This window comes from Mesorhizobium sp. M0340 (assembly GCF_040321535.1).
Lineage (GTDB): Bacteria > Pseudomonadota > Alphaproteobacteria > Rhizobiales > Rhizobiaceae > Mesorhizobium.
Genome location: NZ_JAMYRR010000015.1, coordinates 122,144 through 146,688 on the forward strand (window position 1 = coordinate 122,144; position 24,545 = coordinate 146,688).

Below are 24,545 nucleotides of genomic sequence, written 5' to 3' on the forward strand. Positions count from 1 at the left end.
GCGCCCTAGCTTAGAAGAGGCGGTGGCTCCCCGGGCCGGATTCGAACCAGCGACCAACCGGTTAACAGAGGCTTTCACTCGCATCTTGCTGCAATACGTTGCGACAGCATGAAACGCCTGAAACCCTTGATCCATATGGGATAGAGGCGTGCTTATCGTTGCGAGTTGTCGCAACGTGTATCGACAAAGCGCGCGTACTGGCGTACATAAAGCCGTACATAATGGAAAACCGGTTGGTCGGGGGTGAGTATGCCAAAAATTGAACTCTCTGACCGTTTCTGTCAGACGGCGAAGCCAACGAGCGGCTTGCAGGTGGAGTTTTTCGATACTGTGGTAAAGGGTCTTTCGCTCCTGGCATCAGCAGGTGGCGCTAAGACCTTCTATCTCAATTATACGAGGCCGACGGACGGAAAGCGGGCTCGTATGAAGATCGGCCGCTATCCCGAAATGAAGCTTGGCAAAGCGCGGGAGAAGGCCAGAGCCGGGCGCGGCGGTATCGGCGAGGGTCAGGACCCGCTTGTCGAGAAACGTGCTTTGGCGGCTTCGCAGACCGTTGCCGACATGGTGGACAACTATATCGCCCGCCATGCCTCGACGAAGCGCAGCGGCGACGAGATAGCCCGTCGACTGCGTAAGAATGTCAAGGACGTGATCGGCGAAATTAAACTGTCCGAACTGCACCGTCGCGACGTCACAAAGTGCATCGACACGGTCAAGGACCGCGGCGCGCATATCGAGGCAAACCGTCTGTTTGAAGACGTACGCGCAATGGTGCGGTGGGCGAGGGGACGTGGCGACCTCGATAGCAACCTTGTCGAAGGTATGCGCCGGCCGACCGAAACGACAGAGCGCGACCGCGTGCTGTCTGACGATGAAATCCGAACCATGTGGGCAGCTCTGGCCAAGGCCGACGCGCGCGAATCGACGCGGCGCATTATTCGTCTGTGTTTAGTTACGGCGCAGCGCGTTGGCGAGGTTTCCGGCATGACCCGCGATGAGATCGACCTTGACGAAAAGGTTTGGAAGATCCCGGCGGCCCGCTCCAAAAACAAACGCGACCACTTAGTTCCGCTCTCGAACTGGGCGATCGACATCATCAATGAGCAACTCGCGGACGCAGAGGCGCTCGCCGACCGCAAGGGCAGGGAAGTTTCACGCTTCGTCTTCCCCGGACCAGGCGCCCGAGCTGCCGTGACCGGCGCCGCAATTGCAAAGGCTGTGAAGCGCGAAGAGACGACGAAGCGCAACGCGACCACCATCATGGGCGTTGCGTCCTGGACGCCGCACGATCTGCGTCGCACCGCTGCGACCCACATGGAAGAGATCGGCATTTCCCCTTTTGTCATCGGCCACGTGCTCAATCACATTTCCGCGACAAAAGCATCCATCACCAGTCGCGTCTATGCCCGGTATGATTATGCCCGCGAAAAGCGTGAGGCGCTGGAACTTTGGGCCGCGCGCCTTGCCGGAATACTCGCGCCAGCGCCGGCCCGGGTGGTCGCTATTCGTGGCGGGCGGCGATGATGCCGGAATTCCGCCTTTCACCCACCGAGCGAGCGGCGATCGCAAACGCGGTGCCCGAGCCGACTTGGTTGGACGCGCTTCCTAGCGATTGGGCGCGCCCCATCTGGTTTCCCGATGCCGATCGGTTTCGAGCCGACAAGGAAGGCTACATCGCGAGCATGATAGAATGGGCGGCTAGTGAAGCTCTGAAAGAACAGGTGGCGAGGGCAGTCGCCCCGTCCGCCGAGTTGAGCGACGTTGCCCAGATCGCGAACTTGGCTCGGCGGCTGCAGAGGTTGCTCCGGTCGCCCAACAGCTATCGACAGGACTTTGCCACTGCTTACTTCGGCCGCGAATTACTCGGCACGCGCCTCGTCTCGGGCGATGCAATCTACAAGCACGCTGTCCTTGACGAGCTGCTTGGCGAGATTGTCGCCGATGAGGATTTCGTCCGTGAGTGCATGCAGGCCTGGCAGGCAAACGATCATCTGCGGAAGCCCAAGCACGTCGCTCTTTCGGCCTTTGTGTCGCAGGTGATGTGCTTCTGGACCGTTTGGACCGGGCAAAAGTCGGGAAAGGGAACCGAAGGCGGGCCAGCGGCTAGGTTCGTGCGCGATGCCACAAATCCGCTATTGATTTTCGCAGATAAAGAGTTGGGGATAACCCTAAACAGCCGGGGACTGCTCGACGAAACTGCAGCCGCTCAACTGGTCAAAAGCCTTGCCTGACTTCGCATGGCGCCTGGCAAGGGGATAATGCGAACATAATTCGCGCTCGAAATATATTTGCATTCTCCCCTACGCCACACGCGGCGACCGTCTGAACTTCCGCGCATCGTTGTGATGTGAGGAAGATGAGATGATTGACCTGGTTGACGAACAGACCGCGTGCCGGATCATCGGCGGCGAGAATAGTCCCATTCACCGCTCGACGTTGTGGCGGGGCATCAATGCAGGCCGGTATCCGCGCCCGCTGAAGATGAACGCTAGCACGAACCGCTGGCGTCGTGATGAACTTGTTGCTGTGATTGAGAAGGCGGTCGCCGAACGCGACCAGGTAGCTGCGTAAGACCGGCTCGATGTCATCAGGTCCGCGCTATTCGATCATCCCGGCTGATGCGGTTTTCGATAACCGACTGTCGCGCTTGGCACTGCATGTGTTGACGGCACTTGGAACCCATTCCGATAGCAATGGCTGGTGCATCGTTAAGCAGAACACGCTGGCGAACGAAATTGGCTCGACGCCGGGCAGTGTTCAAAACGCCGTTCGGCAGCTGGCGAAGTGGGGGTACCTTCGGAAGCGGAACCGTTTCGCTCCGAACGGGGCGAAATTGGCGAGCCAGTACCAAGTCGCGATGGATCGCGACCCGCCGGCCGAAATGGTTGACGAGGCAGCGGAAACCGCCACCCCCACCCCACTCCCAGATGGGGTGGTACCCCACTCCCACGTGGGGAGGCACCCCACTCCCACGTGGGGACATAAGAACGACCCTTACTTAGAACGATCCTCTAGCGAGGATATAGAGAAACAGGCGTGCCTGCCGGTGCGGGCTTGCCGCTTGCCCGACAACTTCGCTCCCGACGTCTCATGGGCCACGGCACAGGGCATGTCCCCTGCCGACGTGAGCCGAGAGCGAGAACGGTTCTTCGATCATTGGAGGGCGGCGCCTGGGCAGCGTGGCGTTAAGCGCGACTGGCAAGCCACCTGGCGCAATTGGGTGCGCAACGCCCTCGATCGGCACCAGGCACCGCAGCGCCGAGCCCTGCCAGCACCCCGCGCGCCAGACGGCCTGTTTGCCCTGTGCCAGGGCGAACTTTCCCCGACCATCGCTGGAGACGGCCATGTCATCGAACATTGATGGTCAGCGCGCCGTGACAAAGCAGGATCTCGCCGGGGCACTAGTGGCCCTGTCCTGCCTGCCCAAGAGGCTGTCGAGCAACCCCGAGATTGAGTTCGCCGCCTACGAAACCGCCATAGAAGGCGTGATGTTCGATGATTTGGCGATGGCCGTTAAGGCGATCCTGAAGGACGCACTTGGGCACGCGTTCTTCCCGGCACCGCCAGAGCTCCGTCGCCAATGCAACGCTGCTTTGGACGTTCGGGCAACCGAGATGGCCAGGGCGGCACAGCGGCAACGCGAACGGGAACAACGGCTCCCCGACGTCGTGCACTCGCCAGAGCAACGCGCCCGCGTGGCTGCTCTGCATCGCGCATTCCACGAGAGCCTGAAGCCGATGTCCGAGGCCGAGGAGATCGAGGAGATTCGGAAGAAATACGATCCGGGCGCGCTCGCCGCCATTCCGGACCGCACCTGAAGGGGGGGGCGGGTCAAATCTCTACAGCGCCGAGGGGCCCGTAACCGCTTGGGGGTCATTCAGAGGTTTTTTCCTTCGAATGGCGCGTTTTTGGATGAGTGTGGCCAAGGAGCCGAACATGGGTATCGACAAGCTATTGAAAAGGTTGATTAAAAGGCAGTCACACATGACACAGCCAGGCTCAACTGATCATTTAATTCCCACCGTCCCTCGACGGCTTGTTTTGATCACTTGCGCCGTCTGCGGCAATGACTTCCAAGCGGTTCAGGTTGGGCGGCGGAAGCCTTCGACGCGATGCAGCCAGGCATGCCGAGCGGAGGGCCGGCGCCGCTACTCGAACAGCTACAACGCCGCAGCCCGGCAGGAACTCGACGAGCTGAGGGCACGGGCCGCCGCAGGCGAGCTCGAGCGATTCGGCGTCGGCCGCGACGGGCGACCCTTGCCGAAGGCTGCGCCGCCGGCAGAGTTATCCACACCTGCCGTTGACGGGGAGACGGACGATGCGTAGTTTCCGATCTGCGCGCTGTTGGCGAAACCGCCAAGGCACGCACCTCAAAGCGCCGGTGCTATGCCGGGCAACAGGTCGAAACCCCTTGTTTCAACCCCCGCTTGAGGTGCGCCTGATGCGCGACTTCCAACTTTACCTGAAGGAATCGACGGAACGGTTCATTGCCGCACCCGTCGAGGTCAAGTTTGCGTCCGATCGAGGCGCGATCGACGGCTACGGGAGCGTATTCGGCGTCCGTGATCTCCACGGTGACATCGTCGATCGCGGAGCCTTCACGGCCACTCTGGCAAGGCACCAGGCGGATGGAACCCGCCCCGTCATGCTGTTCTCGCACCGCATGGACAAGCCGATCGGCGTCTGGGACCGGGTTTCGGAAGACGACTACGGGTTGAAAATGTCCGGCCGGCTAAACCTTGATACCCAAGCCGGGCGCGAAGCGCTCAGCTTGGTGAAGCAGGATGCGATTTCGGGCTTGTCGATCGGCTTCCTCGTCAACCCGGGCGGCGCGTCGGTCGGCCGTGACGGCGTCCGCCATCTGAAGGACCTCGACCTCTGGGAGGTTTCCCTGGTGGCGATCCCGTCCAACGGCAAGGCCAGGATCACCGATGTGAAATCCGCCGACGATGTCACCAGCCGGCGCGACTTCGAAACCTTCCTGCATGAAATCGGCTTTGCCAAGGCGGCGGCGCGCAAGCTCGCCGGCGGCGGCTGGCCGGCACTCTCCGACGAAAACCAACAGTCCGTGGCGGACCTCGCCGCGGCGGTCAAATCTGCAATTCTGGACCTGAAAGGATCCTCGAAATGATGCATGCCCTCAAGCTGGCCGGACTGCGGCTGGAAACCAAGGAAGCACCTGACCCGCTAGTCGAGCTGAAGACACTGTTCACCGGTCATCACGACGAAGTCAAAAAGCTCGCTGCAGAGATGAAAAAGTTCGATGGCTGGGCGACCGAGCTGGAGAGAAAGTTCAATCGTTCGCGGCTCGGCGGCGGCGGCCAGATCGGTCTCGGCGACGAAAAGGATCTTCAGACCGAGCACAAGGCGATCGGCGCCTACATCAAGGCCGGCCTCGAGAATGAGCTGAAGGATTATTCCGTCGGCACCGATCCCCAGGGCGGGTATGTGGTCATGCCGCAGCGCTCCGAAACGATGATGAAGCGCCTCTTCGATGCAACCCCGATGCGCCGTCTCTCCCGCGTCATCACGCTCGACGCGGCCGACAGCTGGGAAGAGCCGGTCGACCCGTCCGACATAGGCGGGACGTGGGTGGGCGAAACCGAGCCTCGTCCGGAAACCGATTCCGGCTCGCTCGGCCTTCTGACGATCCCGTTGAATGAGATCTACGCGCTTCAGAAGGTGACCCAAAAGCTACTGGACACCAGCTATCTGAACATTGGCCAGTGGATCGATGGGAAGATCGCCGACAAATTCGCGCGCTCGGAAGGCCTGGCTTTCGTGTCAGGTGACGGCGTCAAGAAGCCGCGCGGTTTCATGAGCTATGCGGCCGACAGCGTAGCCACGGGTGACGAGACGCGCGACTGGAACGTCCTGCAGTATGTCATCTCTGGCGCGGCGACGACGGTGACCGCGGATAGCCTACGGGATGTCTATTGGTCCCTGAAAGCCGGCTACCGCACCAACGCCAGTTGGGTGATGGCATCGTCGACCGCGAACGCCCTCGACAAGTTGAAGGATGGCAACGGCGACTATCTGTGGCGCTCCGGAATGACTGCCGGCTCGCCGCCGTCGCTCCTCAATGCGCCCGTAGCGTTTGACGAAAATATGCCGGCGATCGGCGCCGGGTTGTTCCCGATCGCTTTCGGCGACTTCAAGGTCGGTTACACCATCATCGACCGTCTCGGGCTGCGTCCGCTCCGCGATCCCTACACCGCCAAGCCGCACGTTTTGTTCTACACTTACAAGCGCGTCGGCGGCGGCCTAAGCAACAGCGAGGCGATCAAGCTGCTGAAAGTATCGGCCTCCTGATAGGGATGCCAAGTGGCGGGCCTTGAAATTGGCCCGCCTTTTACCACCACCAGAAGGACCCGCCGGACATGGAAATTCCTGAACTTCACGACCGCTCTCGCGGCCCCGATCCACACGCTGAATACGACCGTTTAGCGCGCGCTATGGCAACACCGAAGCAACTCGACGACATCGAGGAGATGCCGAACCGCGTGACCTACCTCAGTCTCGACGATCTGATGACCGTTGCACTCGATGCCCGGCGCACATGCGACGAGGTGAAGGCGATCGCGATCGATGCGATCCAAGATGAGATTGAGACCGAGACGCAAGCGTTGCTGGTGCGCCGGTCAATGTTGGCGGAATATCTATGGCGCCGCACATGTCTGATCCTCGCCGACGAGTTCCAGCGCCGCCGCACGGGTGTCGCTCCCCGGGCGAAAGGACTGAACTGATGGGCAAACTGCCGTTTCGATTTCAAACACAGCTCGAGGAAGCGCTTTCCGAAGCCATGCATGCCAAGGCGCCGCCGGCCAACCCCGGCCTGATCGATGCGCCTTGGATCGAGGAGATGCGCCCGAAACATGTCAGGAGCACATTCGCATGACCACTCGCATTCTTCATCTGAACAAGGACGCCGCCGCTCCGGCGGGCTTGCCGACCAGCGAACGCTTCCGGCTCATACCGACCGGAGGCATTCGGTTGGATGCCGACCATGTGACCATAGCGGCCGGCAGGGTCAACGAGTTCGTGAACGTGATCAACGGTCAGCTATACGGCGCGAACAGCAATCAGGACTACGCGGTTGTCGAGAACGTTAATGGCGTCAACGTTGCCACGTTCGACAAGACCCTTGTTGTTGCGCCCACCGGCTACACCATGGGAACGGCCTTCGGCTTTGGTGGCCTTAACACAGGTCAGTACACCTTCGCGGCCCTATGGAAGGTGACGGACGGTTTTCTCCCGGCAAAGCAACGCGAGTATATTGCGCAAGCCAGCCTTGGGACCACGTCCAATCGGGCTGCATTACGGGAAGACGCAAGCGGAGCCATGCAGGCCCGTGCTCTACGCGCCACAGGTGGCACGGTTACGATTGTGTCTATATTCTCGCCCGTTCGCATAGACGGATGGTGTGCTGCTGCCGGCGTCTTTGACTGGACCAACAATCTGGTGACGATCCACGATCTGCTTGGAACGGAGTCTGTGTCGGCCGCGATATTGGGAACGTCCGGGGCTGCGCCGAGTGACATCAGCGCCTATCGCCTTGGGTACTACGTGAACACCGAGGATAGTTGGTTCAATGGACATCTGGCCGACTATTTCCACCTGCCCTACGCGCCGACCAGGGGCGAGCTTCTGCCACTCAAGATGCACATGCAGGCTCGCGCCACCGATCTGGCAAGCTAATTTCTCCACCCATGCGGGTTGCCGACCGCATCGAGGCGCTGGCCGCGCTTCATGGAGCCGGTCAATATCGGCAGCGATTTCTGGACCGAATGGCGCGCCTTTTTCCTGCCATCCCTGTCAATTGAGTCCGATCGCTCCCGCCGATTTCTTGAACGCGATGCCACTCGCGGTAATTGCCGCCCAGCAATTTTTCAGCAGGGCCGAACCATCGTTTTCGACCTTCATTGAGTGAACAATGTTCATTCCGTGAGCTTTCGCGTCCTGCTTCATCAGGGCGATGGCATTGTCTTCGGAGGGGGCGGGCTGCCACAGCTTGTTCTTACAGGACGTGCCCGAAACGGAGACACCTGCCGGCCCGGTCGAGACGATGCTCACTGAAGCGTCGTCCGCGATTGTGGGGCGCGGCGTGAGGCCGGTGTAAATACCGTTCGGAACATCGGTGTTTGGTGCGACGGTGCCGCAACCAGCAAGGCACATTGCCAGAGCGCAAAGCATCGAACGTTTCATTTGAGATAGCCCCCCCCGAACGGGGATGCTCGCCGATATTGCGCGACATAGCAACAAGCTCTAGCTCCTCCGGCGGGAATACGTCGCTCCTAGCCGTTTCCGACGATTCCCCCGGCCGCGCTCTTTCGGAGCCGAACACCCGGCCCTTCGCCATTCTCGTCTACAAAGATCACGCCGGCCGCCTCGAGGGCGCGGCAGACCGCATCCACATTGTTGGCCATGCCTACCGCCGGGCCAGCACTGCCCTCCATTCGTTTAACGGTAGGCACCGAGACTTTTGAGCGGTCGGCTAGCTCCGGCTGAGTCATGCCAACGAGGGCGCGCGCGGCGGCTATTTGTCGGCCTGTTGGCTTGTCCATTCGTATCAACTTTGTCCAAACGTATTGACGATTGCATTAAACTGATCTAATCGTATCACGTTGGCACTTAAATTCAACAAGGAGTTTTATCTGATGCCGAACCCCTCTGTTCGGGCAGCCGCCGAAGGTTTGCCCACACTAAACCGCCGGGCTTTGCTCGGCTATTTCGCTGCGATTCCGGCGGCGATGGCGATCCCCGCACTGGCGGTGGCGTCTGCGCCGAAAAGTGTTCCTGATGTGGAACACTTTTCGGTTGCCTTGCCAGTCAGCATCGACGAGCGCCTGGCGCTCTTGCCGCCGGACGTGGCCAAGCGTCTTCGCATCAAGTTCAATGCGATGATCGATCAGGCGTGGGCGGAAATTCATAGGGAGCATGAGCGAGAGCGACGGCGGGACCGGCTGGCGGCCAGGCGGAAGGGAATGCTGTCATGACCGCCGGCGCCGAAGGCTTGCCGAAAATCTTCCAAGCCGAGAATAATTTTGGAGAAACCGTTCCGGCCAAGAGCGGTTTCTCGCGCCGTACCGTGCTTGGCGCTCTCGCAGCGCTGCCTGTCGTGTTGCCGGCTTTGGCCGAGCCAGCCGAGCATCCCGACGCGGATCTGTTCTGGCTTTATCAGGAACTGGAGGAAGTTCACGCCCGAACGGAGTGGGCGTCAAAGGCCTGCAGCCGAGCCGGCAAGAAGTATGAGGCAGCGCTGCCGCCGCCACCACCGGACCCGAATAAATATGACGAGAGCGTGAAGTGGTCAGATGAGGTATCGGCTGCGTGGGATGGCATGACGATGGGCGATTATCGGGCTGGGCGCGTCCCTGCCGTCTATCAGTCCTATGAATGGGCCAAAGAAAAAGAGATCGCCATACGCCGCGCCGCCCGAGACAAATATGAGACCGAGCGAAAGGAACTGAGCCGAAAATTCAAAATTAATGCCCTCGAAAAGGCGTTCGACGACCTCGTCGACGAGATGTTTAAGGTCGGCGATCGCATCTTCGCAACGCCGGCCAACACGTTGGAGGGGATGGTGATCAAGATCCGGACGGCCGACAGGCTGGATTTGAAGAGCTTCGCAGGAAACGATGCGTTCGTGTCGATCGCCGCGGACATCAGGCGCCTTGCAGGGGAGAGGTGGCCTAGATGAGCAAGACCACCAAGCCCGACGCCAAGCTCCTCCGGCTCGAGGTCAAATTCAACGCCGCAAGCGATCGATGGAACGAGGCCACGGCCAGGACGGCAGAGCTCGAGGACGAGGAGCTTCGTATCAGGTCCCGCCGTGCGAAAGCGGAAAAGAAAGAGGAGAAGAGAGCCGAGGCTTTCGTCCGCGCGCGCGATCGTATCATAAATACCCGAGCAAGAAGCCTGGAGGGTCTGGCCGTGAAGGTGAGAGCGAGAGAGCGCGATTACACCGACGCCAAGGACCTGGAGATTGAAATTCTGAAAAGCCTAGTCGACGACATCAAGGCGATGACCGACAAAGCGTCACACGGGAAACCAGCGGTGTAACCCGCTGAGAAGGTGGCTAATTTCGCCACCGCTGAGCAACTGCGGAAATTTCCGCAGTCCAGATCATCATTCTTCCCAGCGGTAAGAATGATCCTCGGCGGTGCCGGTGCGGAATTTCAGCACCATCTAAAACCGTTCCGGCCGGGAACGGTTTTTTGCGTTTCGTGGGGCGTTCAAAGAAAATGTTTTACGGGAAGAGCACTGAATCAGGGTCGCCTCGCCGCCGGAGCGATTCCAAGCAAGCAACAGCGTTCCGCGTACATATGCCGTACATAACCGGAAAATCTTCGGCTTTGGCACCTTGCTAAGTATTTGAAATTGTTGGCTCCCCGGGCCGGATTCGAACCAGCGACCAACCGGTTAACAGCCGGTTGCTCTACCACTGAGCTACCGGGGAACAGAGGCTCTTGCGTGAGTGGGGCAGCCTATAGCAAACCCGTTTCGGCTTTGCAAAGAAGCATTTCGCATTTTTTCGACGCTTTTTGGCGCGAGGCTTCCTGGCAGTCGCCGGCAAGCGCCCTCATATGAGCTGTCTCTCGCCTGTCACGGAACGGAAAAGGCCGTTGCGGCTTTCTTCGGGTGATGGCCTACTGATGCAAACGGATCGATATTTCACATGACGGCAATGAGCGACGACCAGCCACCGGCCCGGAAAATCTCGGTCTTCGGCCGCCAGTTCACCATGCCGCGCTCGCGCGGCCTCCGGATTGCGATCGGCGTCGTGCTGATCATCGGCGGCATTCTCGGCTTCCTGCCGATCCTGGGTTTCTGGATGGTGCCGATCGGATTGCTGGTGCTCTCCTACGAATTCGCGTTGGTGCGCCGTCACCGGCGCCGCTTCGTCGTCTGGTGGGAGCGACGCCGCCGGCCGGATTGAGGTTGCCCTGCTGACAGGCGGGAAACAGGGCAATTGTTTGAGAGCGGCGTGGTCATCACCGAGGCTGGTCAAAACAGCTTTCCAGGCGTTCGCAGAGCTCCTTGAGAACGGCGGTAGCCGATGCCAGCCGCGCCCGGTCGCGCGGCGGCAGGCTGTTTGCGCCTTCTATGCTGAGGCGATCGATGGCATAGCGCACAAGCTCTGCAGACTGCGACAATCCGCGCGGTGTGCCGTCTTTCGTAGCTGTTCGACCCATGGCGGAACCCTCCTTTCTGCCCAACGTGGCCGCCGGTTTCGGGTTCCTGTCGCCGAGGATCATCCTTAACGATAAGCTAATATGTTATTGCTAGCATGGCATTGCATTGATAAGCAGTGCCTCGATGTCGGAAGAACCGTTGGGAATGCATGGTGGCCGCTTGACGGCATTTTCGCCGCAACCTATTGGAGCCGGGTGGAACGCCGGGAGCAATGAGGCCTCGTGGCGGAGTGGTTACGCAGAGGACTGCAAATCCTTGCACCCCGGTTCGATTCCGGGCGAGGCCTCCAATGCCCGAGCTCCCGCGCGTCAGCGCCAGGGGGCTTCAGTTCCGGTCGAAACAGCCGCGGCCTTTGCGCGGCAAGCGGATGGTTGGAACATGAGCGCTGATTTTGCCGAACGCCGGGTGAAGATGGTCGACGGCCAGATCCGCACCACCGACGTGACCAGCGCACCGCTGCTCGAGGCTATGCTTGTCGTGCCGCGCGAGGCCTTTGTTGCCCCCGGCCAGCGTGACCTTGCCTATATCGACGAGGACATCCGCATCGCCGATACGGCCGATGGTCCGCGCTATCTGATGGAACCGTCGCCATTGGCCAAGCTGATGCAGCTGGCCGATATCGCCCCAAGCGATTCGGCACTCGATGTCGGCTGCGGCACCGGCTATGCGGCGGCTATCCTGTCGCGGCTGGCAAGGTCGGTGGTGGCGCTGGAAAGCGATCCGGCGCTGGCCGAGACCGCCACTTCGACGCTTGCGGCGCTGGGGTGCGGCAATGTCACCGTGGTCCAGGGACCGCTGCCGCAAGGCCATGCCGCCAATGGGCCTTACGACGTCATCCTGATCGGTGGCAGCGTCGGCGAGGTGCCGGCGGCGCTGTTCGACCAGCTTGCCGAAGGCGGCCGACTCGTCGCCGTGGAAGGGCAGGGCAATTCGGGCGTAGCCCGGCTTTTTTTTAAGACTGGGGGGGTTGTAACGGGAAGACGCGCATTTAATGCGGCAATTAAGCCACTACCGGGGTTCGAACGCATTCCCGCCTTCGAATTCTGAGTGATTTTGCCTTGCAGCGAAGGCGCTGTCATGATCGCTTGCGTTTGAACAATCGTTGCTGATCTGCATAACCGGGCGTTTCTGGGGGCTTTCAGCGGGGGAACGATAAAAAACGCGGCGCCGGCTGATCAGAAGGAGAAGCCTGCGTGGCGCAGTTCCCGTGCAAAACGAATGAGGGAATATAACGTGCCGTCTGTACGCAAGTTACTTTTTACCGCCGTCCTCGTTTCGGCGACCGCGCTGTCTCCACTGGCCGCCTCGGCCGAAACCATTCTCGGGGCCCTTTCAAAGGCCTATCAGAACAATTCCTCGCTTAATTCTTCACGCGCCGGCGTTCGCGTCACCGACGAGGGCGTTGCAATCGCCAAGTCCGGCTGGCGCCCGACCGTAACGGGTTCCGCGGACATCGACTACACCAGCACCCACGTCAATGGTACTAGTCGAACCGCGCGCATAACCACGGGCAACTTTGGCGTCCAGATCAACCAAACCCTGTTCGACGGCTTCCAGACCAAGAACAACGTCGCTGCCGCTGAAGCGCGGGTCCGCGCTTCGTTCGAAAGCCTGCGCAACACCGAAGAGAACACGCTGTTCAACGCAGCGAGCGCCTATATGGATGTGATCCGTGACCGCCAGATTGCGGTGCTGACCGAACAGAACCTGCAATTCCTGACCGAGCAGGCGCGTGCGGCGCGTTCGCGCTTCGAGGTCGGCGAGGGTACCCGCACCGACGTCGCGCAAGCCGACGCCCAGCGTGCCTCCGCGGTGGCGCAGTTGAGTGCCGCCCGCGCCACGGCACTGGCAAGTGCTGCGACCTATCGCCAGATCGTCGGCGACGAGCCGGGCAGGCTCAGGCCGGCTTCGCCGCTTTCGAAGCTGTTGCCGTCGAGCCTCGATGCGGCGATCGCGATCGCGTCGGCCGAGCATCCGGCCATCCTCGCCACCGCGCATCTGGTCGACGCGGCGGCGTTTTCGGTGAAATCGGCCGAAGGCGCGTTGCTGCCGCAGCTTTCGGCCAGCGCCGGCGTCTCCAGCGACTATCGCAACACGGTTCCGGGCGTCCTTGGGGCAACGCAGGATGGCACCAGGACGTCGGCGAACATCGGCGCGACACTGACCGTGCCGATCTATTCGGGCGGACGGACCTCGGCGACTGTGCGCCAGTCTAAGGAATCGCTCAGCCAGGCGCGGATCGAAGTCGACGTTAGTCGCGACCAGGTGCGTCAGGCCGTGACATCGGCATGGTCGCAATACACCGCCGCGCAGCAAAGCGTCACGGCCAACCGGCAGGTAGTCGCCGCGGCGCAGCTTGCCCTGAACGGCGTCATCGAAGAGCGCAATGTCGGCCAGCGCACCACGCTCGACGTGCTCAACGCGCAGGCGACGCTCATCACCGCCAAGATCAATCTTGTCAGCGCCGAACGCGACGTTGTGGTGGCGAGCTATGCCATCCTCTCGGCGGTTGGCCATTTGTCGGCAGACCGGCTTGCGCTTAACGTGACGAAGTACAGGCCGGAAGAGCATTACAACGCCGTCAAGGACAAGTGGATCGGCCTGCGCACGCCGGACGGCCGCTGATCGCCAGGCCGTGTCTTCAGCCCGCGCTCGAACGACGCGCGGGCTTCAACTCCCGACCCTAATCTGTTGAAATCCGAGATGTCGCCAGATTGGGGATTCTCGCAAGGCGTTCCGTCGGTTACGCTGTTGCCATGATTCGAATCCGGCGTTTGCCGGACAGGAAATCTGAGAACGAGTCACAAGGGCGGCGGATGTGACGATGGCGACGGCGAGCAGTGTACAGCGCGAACCTTCCATGGAGGAGATACTGGCTTCCATCAGAAGGATCATCGAGGACAGCGATACCGGCCGCAAGCAGCCGGGCGAAGCGGACGAGCTGCGCCAGGATCTGCAACCGGCACCGGCAGCCGGACCCACAGCGGAGGCGGATGCGTTCCGCTCCGAACTGCGCGGCGGACTGGAGATCGCCAAACCGGCCACGCGGGCCGAGGTGCAGCCAACGGCCGCACCGGTTATTGAGCGCCTGGAAACGCCGCTGCGCCCCGGCCCGGTAAAAGCACCGGTGACGCTGGCTGAGGTGAACGCCGCTCCCGCACCGGCCGCAAAGCCGGATTGGCCTGCGATGGCCAAGGCTGCCGAGACGACCGACACCATCATTGCCGATTGGCGGCGCGAGATCGCTGCGGTCGGCGACGCGATGGCCAAGCCGGAGCGCGCCGAGCGACCCAGGCCGGACGCCGAGCCGAAAGCCGAGGTTTTCGAGAACGAGGCGACTGCTGGACCTGCGCCGGAGCCTTCGGAAATTGGGCCGGAGCTTTCGGAAAGCGGCCCGGATTCTTCGGAACTCGGCCCGGAATCTTCGAAAATCTGCCCGGAATCTTCGATAGTCGGATGGGCGCGTACGGCGGCCAGCGAGCCGCCGCCCGCACGTCCGGCGATCCTTTCGGAGCATACGGGCCGGCAGGTTGCCGCCGCCTTCGGCGAGCTTTCCGACGCGTTTGCCAGCCGCAGCAAGAAGACCTTCGACGAGATGGCCGAGGAGATGCTGCGGCCCATGCTGCAGGACTGGCTGGACAACAACCTGCCGACGCTGGTCGAGCGGCTGGTGCGCGAGGAAATCGAGCGCGTCGCGCGCGGCGCACAGTAGCAGTTCGGAGGAGACGCCGCCGATAGGCGGCTCGACCGCCGGATTGTCGAAGTCGGCGCTGCCCCTCATCCGCCTTGCCGGCACCTTCTCCCCGCATAGCGAGGGGGAGAAGGATCTGACCGTAACCGCGGCCCCTTTTTCCGCAACGTTTGTGATTGGCGAAAGCTTCGGTACAGGCGTCTTTCGCCCCGTCACTATACCGGGAGAAATGCCCGGCAGGGCAATGAGGGCGGCGCAAACCTGAAGCGATTGCCTTGCAACATTCAGTTGCGCAAGTTGCACCGAACCATCCCGGCGCTATCTATTGGCCATGCCGCCCTTGCGGTTGACTTGGCGACAACCTTCCGATTTACACCGGACCACAAAATTCCGGACAGCGCGGACCGTTTTCCCATGCTCGAAAAGACCTACGACGCCAAAGCCGTCGAGCCGAAGATTGCCAGGATCTGGGACGAGGCCGACGCGTTTCGGGCCGGCGCCGGGGCCGAGGAGGGGGCTGAAGCCTTCACCATCGTCATCCCGCCGCCGAACGTCACCGGCTCGCTGCATATGGGCCACGCGCTCAACAACACGCTGCAGGACATTCTGGTGCGCTTCGAGCGCATGCGCGGCAAAAACGTGCTGTGGCAGCCGGGGATGGATCATGCCGGCATCGCCACGCAGATGGTGGTCGAGCGCCAGCTGATGGAAAAGCAGATCCACCGCCGCGACCTGACGCGCGATGAGTTCATCGACAAGGTGTGGGAGTGGAAGGCAGAATCCGGCGGCGCCATCCTCAACCAGCTGAAGCGGCTCGGGGCCTCGGCCGACTGGAGCCGGGAGCGCTTCACCATGGACGAGGGCCTGTCCAAGGCCGTGCTCGAAGTGTTCGTGACGCTCTACAAGGAAGGGCTGATCTATAAGGACAAGCGCCTTGTGAACTGGGACCCGAAGCTGTTGACCGCCATCTCGGATCTCGAGGTCGAGCAGCAGGAAGTCAACGGCAACCTCTGGCACTTCCGCTATCCGATCGAAGGCATGACCTTCGATCCGGAAAATCCGAAGACCTTCATCACCGTTGCGACGACCCGGCCGGAGACGATGCTGGGCGATACGGCTGTCGCAGTCCACCCCGACGACGAGCGTTTCCGGCATCTTGTCGGCAAGAAACTCATCCTGCCGATCGTCGGCCGCAGGATCCCGGTGGTCGCGGACGAGTATTCCGATCCCGAAAAAGGCAGCGGTGCGGTCAAGATCACGCCGGCGCATGACTTCAACGATTTCGAGGTCGGCAAGCGCCACCGGCTGCCGGCGGTCAACGTCCTCACCGTCAATGCGGCGGTGAGCCTCAAGGACAATGAGGACTTTCTCGCCGGACTGGAAGTGACGCCGGAGCACCAGGCCGTATGGGACAGCCTCGACGGCCTGGACCGTTTCGACGCGCGCAAGAAGATCGTCGAGTTGATGGAGGCGGGCGGCTTTCTCGAGAAGGTCGAGCCGCATCGCCACACGGTGCCGCACGGCGACCGCGGCGGCGTGCCGATCGAGCCGTTTCTGACCGACCAATGGTATGTCAATGCGGCGGAACTGGCCAAGCCGGCGATCGCCTCGGTGCGCGAGAGCCGTACCAATTTCGTGCCCAAAAACTGGGAAAAGACCTATTTCGACTGGATGGAGAACATACAGCCCTGGTGCATTTCGCGCCAGCTCTGGTGGGGCCACCAGATCCCTGCCTGGTATGGGCCGGACGGGCATGTCTTTGTCGAAAAGACCGAGGAAGAGGCACTCGGTGCCGCCGTCGAATATTATCTGGCGCTGGAAGGGCCGTGGAAGGCCTGGGTCGAGGACAAGCTCGAGAATTTCCAGCCTGGCGAGATCCTGACCCGCGACGAGGACGTGCTCGATACATGGTTCTCGTCGGCGCTGTGGCCGTTCTCGACGCTTGGCTGGCCGGACCAAACGCCGGAACTGAAGACCTATTACCCGACCGACGTGCTGGTGACCGGTTTCGACATCATCTTCTTCTGGGTCGCCCGCATGATGATGATGGGCCTGCATTTCATGGATCAGGAGCCGTTTCATACCGTCTATGTCCATGCGCTGGTTCGCGACAAGAACGGGCAGAAGATGTCGAAGTCGAAAGGCAACGTCATCGATCCGCTCGAGCTCATCGACGAATACGGCGCCGATGCGCTGCGCTTCACCTTGACGGTGATGGCAGCGCAAGGGCGCGACGTTAAGCTCGATCCGGCCCGCATTGCAGGTTATCGCAATTTCGGCACCAAGCTGTGGAACGCGACGCGCTTCGCCGAGATGAACGAAGTGGCGCGCGACGACGATTTCTGGCTGCAGGACGCCAAGCTGGCGGTCAACCGCTGGATCCTGACGGAGCTGACGCGAGCCGCGCGGGACATAACCGACGGCATCACCTCATACCGCTTCAACGATGCGGCGGGTGCCGCCTACCGGTTCGTCTGGAACCAGTTCTGCGACTGGTACCTGGAACTGCTGAAGCCGGTGTTCATGGGCACCGACGAGACCGCCAAGGCCGAGAGCAGGGCATGCGTCGCCTTCGTGCTGGACGAGATCTATAAGCTGCTGCATCCGATGATGCCGTTCATGACCGAGGAACTGTGGGCCGAAACCGCCGGCGAGGGCAGGCAACGGCCATCGCTGCTTTGTCATGCGGCATGGCCGTCACCCGACTTCGAGGACGAGGCGGCCGCCGCCGACATCAACTGGCTGGTCGATCTCGTCTCCGGCATCCGCTCGGTGCGTTCGGAGATGAACGTGCCGCCGGCGGCTATCGCACCGCTCGTGGTGATCGGCGCCAACGAAACGACGCGCGAAAGGCTCGAGCGTCAGGGCTCGGCCATCAAGCGTCTGGCGCGGGTCGGCGACATCTCGCTCGCGGAGGCGCCACCCAGGGGATCCGCTCAAATCGTCGTCAACGAGGCGACCATCTGCCTGCCGCTCGGCAGCCTGATCGACCTTGCCGCCGAGGCAGCGCGCCTGCACAAGGAGCTTGCCAAGGTGACCGAGGAAATAGCGCGGCTCTACAAGAAGCTGTCCAACGAGAAATTCGTCGCCAACGCGCCGGAAGAGGTAGTGGAGGCCGAGCGTGAAAAACTCGCCGAATATCGCGAGGCGCAAGAGAAGCTTTCGGTCGCATTGGCGCGGGTTCGCGATGCGGGCTGATCAAACAAACTGGGCCGGCTGGCCGCAATAGATTCGCCGGTCACGAATCTGCTTTCCGGCTAGGCCGCCTGCCACGAAAACAGGCATTCCGCAGCGTAAATCTTGAGGCAAACTGAATGTTTTTGCCCCATTGTTGCCATAATGTAACAATGGCCGGCTGGGCAGGCAAAATTCCCTGTTCCCTAGTGATTTAGGCGGTTTTCCCGAGTTTTCTCGTCGATTTGTATTGAGGCGGCCATTTTCCCGCCTCGGTAAGAAGGCCGACACCTTGTCGGAAATGCGTTCCGCCAAGGTATACATGTACGCACGGCGAATTCGTTGTTGCGCCGTTAACCTGAATTGGTTCTAGCTTGATGCAAGGACATTTTGGGGAGGAGATTCATGTGTTGTTCGCGTCTGAACGTGCTGCTGGGCGCGGGGGCTTTTTCGCTGGCTTTTGCCGGGACGGTGCAAGCCGGGGGCTTTGATCGGGGCGGCGTCAACATCGACCAGCTGTTCGACGCGGCGCCATATTCGCTCGATGCGGGCGTCACCTATGTTTCGCCACAGCGCAAGCTGAAGAACGTGCAGCGCCTGGATGGCTCGGGATTGTCGACGTCGGCGGTGGATGTTGGTGGCGACTATGCGGTGCCGCATGTCGGCATCAAGGCCAACATCTTTGAGCCCGTAGACTGTCTTGCCACCTATACGAGACCGTATGGTGCGGACGCAAATTTCGGCATGAACAACGCCTATTCGCCGACAGCGGTCAAATACGCCGTCGACACAGACGATTTCGGTCTCACCTGCTCCTATAAGGTGAACGTCGGCAAGGGCGCCATACGATTCATCGGCGGTGTCTCCTACCAGCAGGTAGACGCGTTTCTTTCCCGTCAGACACTGCTCGCCTTCGGCAATACCGGCCTCGGCGTCTTCAAGCTATCCGACGAGGCATGGGGTTGGCGTGCGGGCGCAGCCTATGAGATCCCCGAGATCGCTCTGCGCGCCAGCCTGATGTACTCTTCGAGCTACAAATATGACGGGCTGTCGGGAACCGTCGACACGACCGGCTTCAGGGGCGCCTTTCCAGCGGATCTGATTCCCGGCTCTACCGGCGTGTACCCAGTCTCGGCGTCGGCTGAGATACCTCAAGCTCTGGAATTCAAGCTGCAGAGCGGCATAGCTCCTGGCTGGCTGGCCTTTGGTTCCGTCCGCTGGCAGGAGTGGAGCAAGCTTGGCGTCATTGCCATCAATGGCGTGCGCAGTCCGGTAACCGGTGCTCCCTCGCCCGTTTCATTCGATCTGCTTTATCGCGACGGCTGGACGGTCACCGGCGGTATCGGTCACAAGTTCACCGATCAATTGTCGGGCGTGGTTTCGCTGACCTGGGATCGCGGCACCTCGACGACCTCCGGCTATCAGTCGGATACCTGGGCCGTGGCCAGCGGCGTCTCCTATTCGCCGAACGACCAGATCGAGGTCAGGCTCGGCGGCTCGATTGGTGTGCTGACGAGCGGGTCATCGACTTTCAGCGGTGTCGGCGACGAGGCAAATGCCGTCACCTATAGCTACGACAACGACCTGCTTCTCGCCGGTTCGGCTTCCGTCAAGATCAAGTTCTAACCACTGATTTTAAACGACAAAACGGCCGGGCACTGCCCGGTCGGTTCGTTCGGCGCTCGTCCGGCATTCGGCGGCGCAACAATTGCCCCCAAAGATGTTCGCTCCTGTAATTGTGACGTTTTGGCAACAGTTTCTGAACAACCCTCGCGCCACCCGGCCGCCCGGGAACATTGCCCATTTCCCGCCATAAACGCGGCGCACCTCGAATTTGTCTCGGGACACGCGCCAAAAGGCTAGGCGAAGAGGCAGGCCGCACCGCCCGCGGCAAGGACGAGTATGGACACCAGAGCGATCTCCAAGGCCAAGCTGCCGAGCCGCCACGTGACCGTTGGTCCCGAGCGGGCGCCGCATCGCTCCTACCTCTATGCTATGGGGCTGTCGGCGGCCGAGATCGGGCAGCCGCTGGTCGGTGTCGCCAGCTGCTGGAACGAAGCCGCACCCTGCAACATTTCGCTGATGCGCCAGGCGCAAGTGGTCAAGAAGGGCGTGGCGGCGGCCAACGGCACGCCACGCGAATTCTGCACCATCACCGTCACCGACGGCATCGCCATGGGTCATCAGGGCATGAAGTCGTCGCTGGTGTCACGCGAGGTCATCGCCGACTCGGTCGAGCTCACCATGCGCGGCCATTGCTACGATGCGCTGGTTGGATTGGCCGGTTGCGACAAGTCGCTGCCCGGCATGATGATGGCCATGGTGCGCCTCAACGTACCGTCGATCTTCATCTATGGCGGCTCGATACTGCCCGGCAGCTACCGTGGCCGGCAGATCACCGTGCAGGACGTGTTCGAGGCGGTGGGCCAGCACTCGGTCGGCACCATCGGCGACGCCGAGCTGCTCGAGATCGAGCAAGCCGCATGTCCTTCAGCCGGCTCCTGCGGCGCCCAGTTCACCGCCAACACCATGGCCACCGTCGCTGAGGCCATCGGCCTGGCGCTGCCCTATTCCTGCGGCGCGCCTGCACCCTACGAGATGCGTGACCGCTTCAATTTCGCTTCCGGCGAAAAGATCATGGAGCTGATCGCAAGGAACATCCGCCCGCGCGACATCGTTACCATGGAAGCGTTGGAAAATGCCGCGACCGTGGTCTCGGCCACCGGCGGCTCGACCAACGCGGCGCTGCATCTGCCGGCGATCGCGCACGAGGCCGGGATAAAGTTCGATCTTTTCGACGTGGCCAGGATATTTGAGAAGACACCCTACATCGCCGACCTCAAGCCGGGCGGCAAATACGTCGCCAAGGACATGTTCGAGGCCGGCGGCATTCCGCTCTTGATGAAGACGCTGCTCGACCATGGCTACCTTCATGGCGATTGCCTGACGGTGACTGGCCGCACTTTGGCCGAAAATATGGAACATGTTTCCTGGAATGACAGCCAGGATGTGGTCCGTCCCGCCAACAGGCCGATTACCCAGACCGGCGGGGTCGTGGGCTTGAAGGGTAACCTTGCCCCCGAAGGCGCGATCGTGAAGGTCGCCGGCATGACGGAGCTGAAATTCTCGGGTCCGGCGCGCTGCTTCGATTCGGAAGAAGAATGTTTCGAAGCGGTTACGCATCGCAACTATAGGGAAGGCGAGGTTCTCGTCATCCGCTATGAGGGGCCGCGCGGCGGCCCGGGCATGCGCGAAATGCTGTCGACGACGGCGGCTCTCTACGGCCAGGGCATGGGCGGCAAGGTGGCGCTCATCACCGACGGGCGTTTTTCGGGCGCGACGCGCGGTTTCTGCATCGGCCATGTCGGGCCGGAAGCGGCAGTGGGCGGCCCGATCGGGCTGCTTAGGGATGGCGACTTGATCTCGATCGATGCCGTGAACGGCACGATCGAGGTTGCATTGTCCAAAGCCGAACTGGCGGCGAGGGCAAAGGCATGGAAGGCGCGCACGACCGACTATCAGTCGGGCGCGATCTGGAAATACGCACAGACGGTCGGATCTGCCCGCGACGGCGCGGTCACCCATCCCGGCGGTGCCAAAGAAACACACTGCTATGCGGACATCTGAGTTGTTGAGGTCGTCTGTCCTTTCGGCACTGGTTGCGCTCGCCACGTTTGGCGCGACCTTGGGCGCCGTCGGCCAGGCCATGGCCTTCGACGACAAGGTGTTCGACGACAAGACCGGCGTGAAGCCGCAGTCGAGCCCGTGGGCGGTGTTCCAGTTCGGCTTTTCCGCCTACAAGAACGGCCATAAGGAGCAGGCCGCGGAAGCCTATAAATATGCCGCGGAGAACGGCCAGATCGGCGCCACCTGGAAGCTTGCACGCATGTATGCCGAAGGCGACGGGGTGGCGCGAGACGATTACGCGGCGTTCAAGTTCTTCTCAGAGATCGTCGACCAGGATGTCGAGCCCGGTTCGCCCGAGGAGAGCTATGTTTCGGACGCACTGGTGGCGCTTGGCGACTATCTGAGGAAGGGCATTCCCGGCAGCCCCGTCGAGGAGAACGAGGTGGCAGCTCAGGAATATTACATGCGTGCCGCCGCCAACTACCGCAATCCGAACGCCCAGTTCGAGATGGGCCAGATGTTCCTCAAGGGTGAGGGCGGCGTCAAGGCCAGCGTCAAGCAGGCCGGACGCTGGTTCCAGCTGGCGGCCGAAAAGGGCCATGCGGGCGCGCAGGCGACGCTCGGCAACCTGCTTTTCCAAAGCGGCAAGATCGTGCGGGGGCTGGCGATGATGACCGCGGCGCTCGAACGAGCCTCACCTGCCGACCAGCCATGGATCCGTGGCATGCAGGAAGAAGCGTTTGCCGCCGCCGGCGAAGCCGACCGCCGCACCGCGATCTCGCTGGCCGACGACATCCTCACCAAGGGTGGCGGCGACCAGTAGGCCGGCAGAAATTCCGTTTTGAGATCAATTCTCGTTCGGTTCCGCCGGCATGCCGCTGGGCGCCGGCGTTGAGATCGGTGTGCCTTGCAAATGCGGGGCCAGCGTGTTCTCCGGGCAGCCGTCCCGCTGCTTTGTCCAGGACGTGTTGTTGAGCACCATCTCGCAACGGGCGAGGTAACTTTGGCCGGCAGGCGTCAGGCAGGCGACCCGGCCGATCTGGAATGATTTGCCGTTAGCCAGGCACTCTGCATCGGCAAAAGCCGGCGTCGCCACCGCCATCGCAAGCGCGCAGCCAATCGGGCAGAGTGCAAATCGAGTAGTCATGGGAACCCCAGCCACCATGATGATTTCCCATCAAGCGCGCGATTTGTGGCGATAAGAGGTCAACTTATCAATGTGCCGCCGGACAGCAGGTCCGGTCAGGCTGGCCGCAGCGCCAGATCGATCGCCACCGGCACGTGGTCGGAGGGTTTTTCCCAGGCGCGCACCTGCTTCTCGATCGAAGCCGAGGAAAACCAGTTGGCGGCTTCGGGCGACAGAAGCAAATGGTCGATGCGGATGCCGTTGTTCTTCTGCCAGGCGCCGGCCTGATAGTCCCAGAACGTAAAGACGTCTGCGGAGTCGGTGACGGCACGCACGGCTTCGGTGAAGCCGAGATTCTTCAGCCGCCGGAACGCCTGCCGCGTCGCGGGCTGGAACAGTGCATCGCTTAGCCAGTTTTCCGGATATTTCGCGTCGATCGGCTCGGGGATGACATTGTAGTCGCCGGCCAGGACCAGCGGCTCTTCCAGAGCAAGCCGCTCCTCAGCCCAGCGCTCAAGTCGCGACATCCAGGAAAGCTTGTAGGAGAACTTCTTCTCGTCGTCGATCGGGTTGCCGTTCGGCAGATAGATCGAGGCAACGCGCAAGGCGCCCTTGTCGGTCGAGAACACGCCCTCGATGAAACGCGCCTGTTCGTCGGCATCGTCGCCCGGCAAGCCGCGATTGACCTCATCGAAACGCAGCTTCGACAGGATGGCGACGCCGTTGAAGCCTTTTTGGCCGTAAGTCTCGACATTGTAACCGAGCGCCTCGATCTCGGCGCGAGGAAACTGGTCGTCGACCGTCTTGATCTCCTGCAGGCAGGCGATGTCGGGCGCGCTTTCCGTCAGCCAGTGGGTCAAATTGCCGATGCGGGCGCGAACGCCGTTGATGTTCCAGGTGACGATTTTCATGGCGGCCTCGATAGGCTGGTGGTCCGGAGACTAGCGATCCGGTGGATGACGTTCGACAAGGCCGATCGTATTGCCTGCCGGGTCCTTTAGGAAGGCCATCCATTCGCTTTCCCCGGCTTGGCCGAACAGGCCTTCGGTGTCGCGATGAACGAGCGCTGGCGGCGCGGTGAAGGGGATGCCGGCGGCCTTTGCCGAAGCGTGGAACTCGTCGAGGCCCGATATATCGAGATAGACGGTGCCGGCCGGCAGGCCGTCAGTGAAAAGCAGGCGCACGTCACCGGCCAGGATGAAGGCGATGCCCGGCGGGTCGAAACGCGCGTGCAGGCTCATGCCGAGCACTTCGCGCCAAAACGCCAGCGTCGCATCGAGGTCGCGCCCGGCGGAAAGCGCGACCTGACGGACCGCGCCGATGTGAGGCATTTCTAGATCGAGAAGCTGGTGCCGCAGCCGCAGGAGGCGACCGCATTCGGGTTTCTGATCTGGAACGACTGGCCCATCAGATCGTCGACGAAATCGATTACCGAGCCGCCCATGTAGACCAGCGACAGGTCGTCGATAAGTACGGTGGCGCCGTCCTTTTCGATGGCGACGTCGTCGTCATTGCGCCTGTCGACCAGATCGAACTTGTAGGAAAAGCCGGAACAGCCGCCGCCCTCGACCGAAACGCGCAGCGCCGTCTTACCGGCTTCGCTCGCCACAATCTTGGCGATCCGCCTGGCGGCGGCGTCGGTCATCTCGACTTTCATGGCAGTCTTGGCATCAGCGCCCATGGGCGTCACCTTGCATTCGGTTTCGTATGATAGGTATGAAGCGCGACGGG

At 61.6% G+C, this 24,545-nt stretch carries 27 protein-coding genes and 2 tRNA genes; 21 read left to right on the plus strand and 8 right to left on the minus strand.

Annotation, left to right across the window (positions count from 1 at the left end):
* Positions 1 to 249 precede the first annotated feature (249 nt).
* From NKI79_RS21430 to NKI79_RS21475, 9 genes are all read left to right on the plus strand, one after another.
* Positions 250 to 1,524: a tyrosine-type recombinase/integrase gene (locus NKI79_RS21430; RefSeq protein WP_352804186.1), complete on the plus strand. Its 1,275-nt coding sequence runs from the start codon at positions 250 to 252 to the stop codon at positions 1,522 to 1,524.
* Complete coding sequence (locus tag NKI79_RS21435; protein WP_352804188.1) at positions 1,521 to 2,231, plus strand: hypothetical protein; 711 nt, start codon at positions 1,521 to 1,523, stop codon at positions 2,229 to 2,231. Before NKI79_RS21430 ends, NKI79_RS21435 begins: the two co-directional genes overlap by 4 nt.
* 130 nt (positions 2,232 to 2,361) lie before the next feature.
* Complete coding sequence (locus NKI79_RS21440) at positions 2,362 to 2,571, plus strand: helix-turn-helix transcriptional regulator (protein WP_352795339.1); 210 nt, start codon at positions 2,362 to 2,364, stop codon at positions 2,569 to 2,571.
* Positions 2,572 to 3,374: 803 nt separating this feature from the next.
* A complete protein-coding gene (locus NKI79_RS21450; RefSeq protein WP_352804194.1) occupies positions 3,375 to 3,818 on the plus strand; it encodes a hypothetical protein in 444 nt (147 codons plus the stop codon).
* Between the two features lie 623 nt (positions 3,819 to 4,441).
* Positions 4,442 to 5,131, plus strand: a complete 690-nt coding sequence (locus tag NKI79_RS21455; RefSeq protein ID WP_352804196.1) for an HK97 family phage prohead protease — start codon at positions 4,442 to 4,444, stop codon at positions 5,129 to 5,131.
* A complete protein-coding gene (locus tag NKI79_RS21460; RefSeq protein ID WP_352804199.1) occupies positions 5,128 to 6,312 on the plus strand; it encodes a phage major capsid protein in 1,185 nt (394 codons plus the stop codon). The genes NKI79_RS21455 and NKI79_RS21460 overlap by 4 nt, the downstream gene beginning before the upstream one ends.
* 68 nt (positions 6,313 to 6,380) lie before the next feature.
* On the plus strand, positions 6,381 to 6,746 hold the full coding sequence (locus NKI79_RS21465; RefSeq protein WP_352804202.1) for a hypothetical protein: 366 nt from the start codon (positions 6,381 to 6,383) through the stop codon (positions 6,744 to 6,746).
* Positions 6,746 to 6,898, plus strand: a complete 153-nt coding sequence (locus tag NKI79_RS21470) for a hypothetical protein (RefSeq protein ID WP_352804205.1) — start codon at positions 6,746 to 6,748, stop codon at positions 6,896 to 6,898. Before NKI79_RS21465 ends, NKI79_RS21470 begins: the two co-directional genes overlap by 1 nt.
* A complete protein-coding gene (locus tag NKI79_RS21475; RefSeq protein ID WP_352804208.1) occupies positions 6,895 to 7,698 on the plus strand; it encodes a hypothetical protein in 804 nt (267 codons plus the stop codon). Before NKI79_RS21470 ends, NKI79_RS21475 begins: the two co-directional genes overlap by 4 nt.
* A gap of 117 nt (positions 7,699 to 7,815) precedes the next feature.
* On the opposite strand, the gene NKI79_RS21480 is transcribed toward NKI79_RS21475, so the two are convergent.
* Together NKI79_RS21480 and NKI79_RS21485 are read right to left on the minus strand one after the other, a co-directional pair.
* A complete protein-coding gene (locus NKI79_RS21480; RefSeq protein ID WP_352804210.1) occupies positions 7,816 to 8,205 on the minus strand; it encodes a hypothetical protein in 390 nt (129 codons plus the stop codon).
* A gap of 89 nt (positions 8,206 to 8,294) precedes the next feature.
* Entirely contained in the window at positions 8,295 to 8,564 is a 270-nt protein-coding gene (locus NKI79_RS21485; RefSeq protein WP_502909838.1) for a helix-turn-helix transcriptional regulator, read from the minus strand.
* Positions 8,565 to 8,624: 60 nt separating this feature from the next.
* On the opposite strand from NKI79_RS21485, the gene NKI79_RS21490 reads away from it, so the two are divergent.
* Genes NKI79_RS21490 through NKI79_RS21500 form a run of 3 tightly spaced genes read left to right on the plus strand, consistent with a single transcriptional unit; the run spans position 8,625 to position 10,062 of the window.
* The gene (locus NKI79_RS21490; RefSeq protein ID WP_352804215.1) at positions 8,625 to 8,996 is read left to right on the plus strand and encodes a hypothetical protein; all 372 of its coding nucleotides are present in this window, start codon (positions 8,625 to 8,627) and stop codon (positions 8,994 to 8,996) included.
* Positions 8,993 to 9,700, plus strand: coding sequence for a hypothetical protein (locus NKI79_RS21495; protein WP_352804218.1), 708 nt, complete (start codon positions 8,993 to 8,995; stop codon positions 9,698 to 9,700). The genes NKI79_RS21490 and NKI79_RS21495 overlap by 4 nt, the downstream gene beginning before the upstream one ends.
* Positions 9,697 to 10,062, plus strand: coding sequence for a hypothetical protein (locus NKI79_RS21500; RefSeq protein ID WP_352804221.1), 366 nt, complete (start codon positions 9,697 to 9,699; stop codon positions 10,060 to 10,062). The genes NKI79_RS21495 and NKI79_RS21500 overlap by 4 nt, the downstream gene beginning before the upstream one ends.
* 322 nt (positions 10,063 to 10,384) lie before the next feature.
* Here the strand turns inward: NKI79_RS21500 and NKI79_RS21505 are convergent.
* A tRNA-Asn gene (locus NKI79_RS21505) sits at positions 10,385 to 10,459 on the minus strand.
* 219 nt (positions 10,460 to 10,678) lie between these two features.
* Between NKI79_RS21505 and NKI79_RS21510 the strand changes: the two genes are divergently transcribed.
* On the plus strand, positions 10,679 to 10,939 hold the full coding sequence (locus NKI79_RS21510) for a hypothetical protein (RefSeq protein ID WP_254818304.1): 261 nt from the start codon (positions 10,679 to 10,681) through the stop codon (positions 10,937 to 10,939).
* A 55-nt stretch (positions 10,940 to 10,994) separates the two neighbouring features.
* Here NKI79_RS21510 and NKI79_RS21515 read toward each other — a convergent pair whose 3' ends face one another.
* The gene (locus tag NKI79_RS21515; RefSeq protein ID WP_352804224.1) at positions 10,995 to 11,195 is read right to left on the minus strand and encodes a hypothetical protein; all 201 of its coding nucleotides are present in this window, start codon (positions 11,193 to 11,195) and stop codon (positions 10,995 to 10,997) included.
* A gap of 216 nt (positions 11,196 to 11,411) precedes the next feature.
* Between NKI79_RS21515 and NKI79_RS21520 the strand changes: the two genes are divergently transcribed.
* From NKI79_RS21520 to NKI79_RS21555, 8 genes are all read left to right on the plus strand, one after another.
* Positions 11,412 to 11,485 (plus strand) — tRNA-Cys (locus NKI79_RS21520).
* A gap of 89 nt (positions 11,486 to 11,574) precedes the next feature.
* The gene (locus NKI79_RS21525; protein WP_352804227.1) at positions 11,575 to 12,243 is read left to right on the plus strand and encodes a protein-L-isoaspartate O-methyltransferase family protein; all 669 of its coding nucleotides are present in this window, start codon (positions 11,575 to 11,577) and stop codon (positions 12,241 to 12,243) included.
* Positions 12,244 to 12,429: 186 nt separating this feature from the next.
* Entirely contained in the window at positions 12,430 to 13,821 is a 1,392-nt protein-coding gene (locus NKI79_RS21530; RefSeq protein WP_352804230.1) for a TolC family outer membrane protein, read from the plus strand.
* A gap of 199 nt (positions 13,822 to 14,020) precedes the next feature.
* Positions 14,021 to 14,908: a PopZ family protein gene (locus tag NKI79_RS21535; protein WP_352804233.1), complete on the plus strand. Its 888-nt coding sequence runs from the start codon at positions 14,021 to 14,023 to the stop codon at positions 14,906 to 14,908.
* Between the two features lie 393 nt (positions 14,909 to 15,301).
* Positions 15,302 to 18,085, plus strand: a complete 2,784-nt coding sequence (locus NKI79_RS21540; RefSeq protein ID WP_352804236.1) for a valine--tRNA ligase — start codon at positions 15,302 to 15,304, stop codon at positions 18,083 to 18,085.
* Positions 18,086 to 18,466: 381 nt separating this feature from the next.
* Complete coding sequence (locus NKI79_RS21545; protein WP_352804239.1) at positions 18,467 to 19,687, plus strand: OmpP1/FadL family transporter; 1,221 nt, start codon at positions 18,467 to 18,469, stop codon at positions 19,685 to 19,687.
* Positions 19,688 to 19,963: 276 nt separating this feature from the next.
* Positions 19,964 to 21,688, plus strand: a complete 1,725-nt coding sequence (gene ilvD / locus NKI79_RS21550) for a dihydroxy-acid dehydratase (protein ID WP_352804242.1) — start codon at positions 19,964 to 19,966, stop codon at positions 21,686 to 21,688.
* The gene (locus tag NKI79_RS21555; RefSeq protein WP_023678939.1) at positions 21,675 to 22,511 is read left to right on the plus strand and encodes a tetratricopeptide repeat protein; all 837 of its coding nucleotides are present in this window, start codon (positions 21,675 to 21,677) and stop codon (positions 22,509 to 22,511) included. Before ilvD ends, NKI79_RS21555 begins: the two co-directional genes overlap by 14 nt.
* A 24-nt stretch (positions 22,512 to 22,535) precedes the next feature.
* Here NKI79_RS21555 and NKI79_RS21560 read toward each other — a convergent pair whose 3' ends face one another.
* The 4 genes from NKI79_RS21560 to erpA all read right to left on the minus strand — a co-directional run bounded on the left by NKI79_RS21560 (position 22,536) and on the right by erpA (position 24,495).
* Positions 22,536 to 22,853, minus strand: coding sequence for a hypothetical protein (locus NKI79_RS21560; protein ID WP_352479796.1), 318 nt, complete (start codon positions 22,851 to 22,853; stop codon positions 22,536 to 22,538).
* A 77-nt stretch (positions 22,854 to 22,930) separates the two neighbouring features.
* Positions 22,931 to 23,725, minus strand: coding sequence for an exodeoxyribonuclease III (gene xth, locus NKI79_RS21565; RefSeq protein WP_352737151.1), 795 nt, complete (start codon positions 23,723 to 23,725; stop codon positions 22,931 to 22,933).
* A 30-nt stretch (positions 23,726 to 23,755) separates the two neighbouring features.
* A complete protein-coding gene (locus NKI79_RS21570; protein WP_352479794.1) occupies positions 23,756 to 24,145 on the minus strand; it encodes a VOC family protein in 390 nt (129 codons plus the stop codon).
* Between the two features lie 2 nt (positions 24,146 to 24,147).
* Positions 24,148 to 24,495: an iron-sulfur cluster insertion protein ErpA gene (gene erpA, locus NKI79_RS21575; RefSeq protein WP_254818314.1), complete on the minus strand. Its 348-nt coding sequence runs from the start codon at positions 24,493 to 24,495 to the stop codon at positions 24,148 to 24,150.
* Between the last annotated feature and the right edge of the window lie 50 nt (positions 24,496 to 24,545).

Excerpts from the sequence above, each read along its gene's own strand:
- NKI79_RS21540 (WP_352804236.1), top strand. The coding sequence starts at position 15,302 with ATGCTCGAAAAGACCTACGACGCCAAAGCCGTCGAGCCGAAGATTGCC.
- NKI79_RS21470 (WP_352804205.1), top strand. The coding sequence starts at position 6,746 with ATGGGCAAACTGCCGTTTCGATTTCAAACACAGCTCGAGGAAGCGCTT.
- erpA (WP_254818314.1), bottom strand. The coding sequence starts at position 24,495 with ATGGGCGCTGATGCCAAGACTGCCATGAAAGTCGAGATGACCGACGCC.
- NKI79_RS21515 (WP_352804224.1), bottom strand. The coding sequence starts at position 11,195 with ATGGGTCGAACAGCTACGAAAGACGGCACACCGCGCGGATTGTCGCAG.
- NKI79_RS21460 (WP_352804199.1), top strand. The coding sequence starts at position 5,128 with ATGATGCATGCCCTCAAGCTGGCCGGACTGCGGCTGGAAACCAAGGAA.
- NKI79_RS21545 (WP_352804239.1), top strand. The coding sequence starts at position 18,467 with ATGTGTTGTTCGCGTCTGAACGTGCTGCTGGGCGCGGGGGCTTTTTCG.
- NKI79_RS21475 (WP_352804208.1), top strand. The coding sequence starts at position 6,895 with ATGACCACTCGCATTCTTCATCTGAACAAGGACGCCGCCGCTCCGGCG.
- NKI79_RS21555 (WP_023678939.1), top strand. The coding sequence starts at position 21,675 with ATGCGGACATCTGAGTTGTTGAGGTCGTCTGTCCTTTCGGCACTGGTT.
- NKI79_RS21485 (WP_502909838.1), bottom strand. The coding sequence starts at position 8,564 with ATGGACAAGCCAACAGGCCGACAAATAGCCGCCGCGCGCGCCCTCGTT.
- NKI79_RS21525 (WP_352804227.1), top strand. The coding sequence starts at position 11,575 with ATGAGCGCTGATTTTGCCGAACGCCGGGTGAAGATGGTCGACGGCCAG.
- NKI79_RS21535 (WP_352804233.1), top strand. The coding sequence starts at position 14,021 with ATGGCGACGGCGAGCAGTGTACAGCGCGAACCTTCCATGGAGGAGATA.
- NKI79_RS21500 (WP_352804221.1), top strand. The coding sequence starts at position 9,697 with ATGAGCAAGACCACCAAGCCCGACGCCAAGCTCCTCCGGCTCGAGGTC.
- NKI79_RS21440 (WP_352795339.1), top strand. The coding sequence starts at position 2,362 with ATGATTGACCTGGTTGACGAACAGACCGCGTGCCGGATCATCGGCGGC.
- NKI79_RS21455 (WP_352804196.1), top strand. The coding sequence starts at position 4,442 with ATGCGCGACTTCCAACTTTACCTGAAGGAATCGACGGAACGGTTCATT.
- NKI79_RS21480 (WP_352804210.1), bottom strand. The coding sequence starts at position 8,205 with ATGAAACGTTCGATGCTTTGCGCTCTGGCAATGTGCCTTGCTGGTTGC.
- NKI79_RS21495 (WP_352804218.1), top strand. The coding sequence starts at position 8,993 with ATGACCGCCGGCGCCGAAGGCTTGCCGAAAATCTTCCAAGCCGAGAAT.
- NKI79_RS21560 (WP_352479796.1), bottom strand. The coding sequence starts at position 22,853 with ATGGTGGCTGGGGTTCCCATGACTACTCGATTTGCACTCTGCCCGATT.
- xth (WP_352737151.1), bottom strand. The coding sequence starts at position 23,725 with ATGAAAATCGTCACCTGGAACATCAACGGCGTTCGCGCCCGCATCGGC.
- NKI79_RS21435 (WP_352804188.1), top strand. The coding sequence starts at position 1,521 with ATGATGCCGGAATTCCGCCTTTCACCCACCGAGCGAGCGGCGATCGCA.
- NKI79_RS21465 (WP_352804202.1), top strand. The coding sequence starts at position 6,381 with ATGGAAATTCCTGAACTTCACGACCGCTCTCGCGGCCCCGATCCACAC.
- NKI79_RS21570 (WP_352479794.1), bottom strand. The coding sequence starts at position 24,145 with ATGCCTCACATCGGCGCGGTCCGTCAGGTCGCGCTTTCCGCCGGGCGC.
- ilvD (WP_352804242.1), top strand. The coding sequence starts at position 19,964 with ATGGACACCAGAGCGATCTCCAAGGCCAAGCTGCCGAGCCGCCACGTG.
- NKI79_RS21510 (WP_254818304.1), top strand. The coding sequence starts at position 10,679 with ATGACGGCAATGAGCGACGACCAGCCACCGGCCCGGAAAATCTCGGTC.
- NKI79_RS21430 (WP_352804186.1), top strand. The coding sequence starts at position 250 with ATGCCAAAAATTGAACTCTCTGACCGTTTCTGTCAGACGGCGAAGCCA.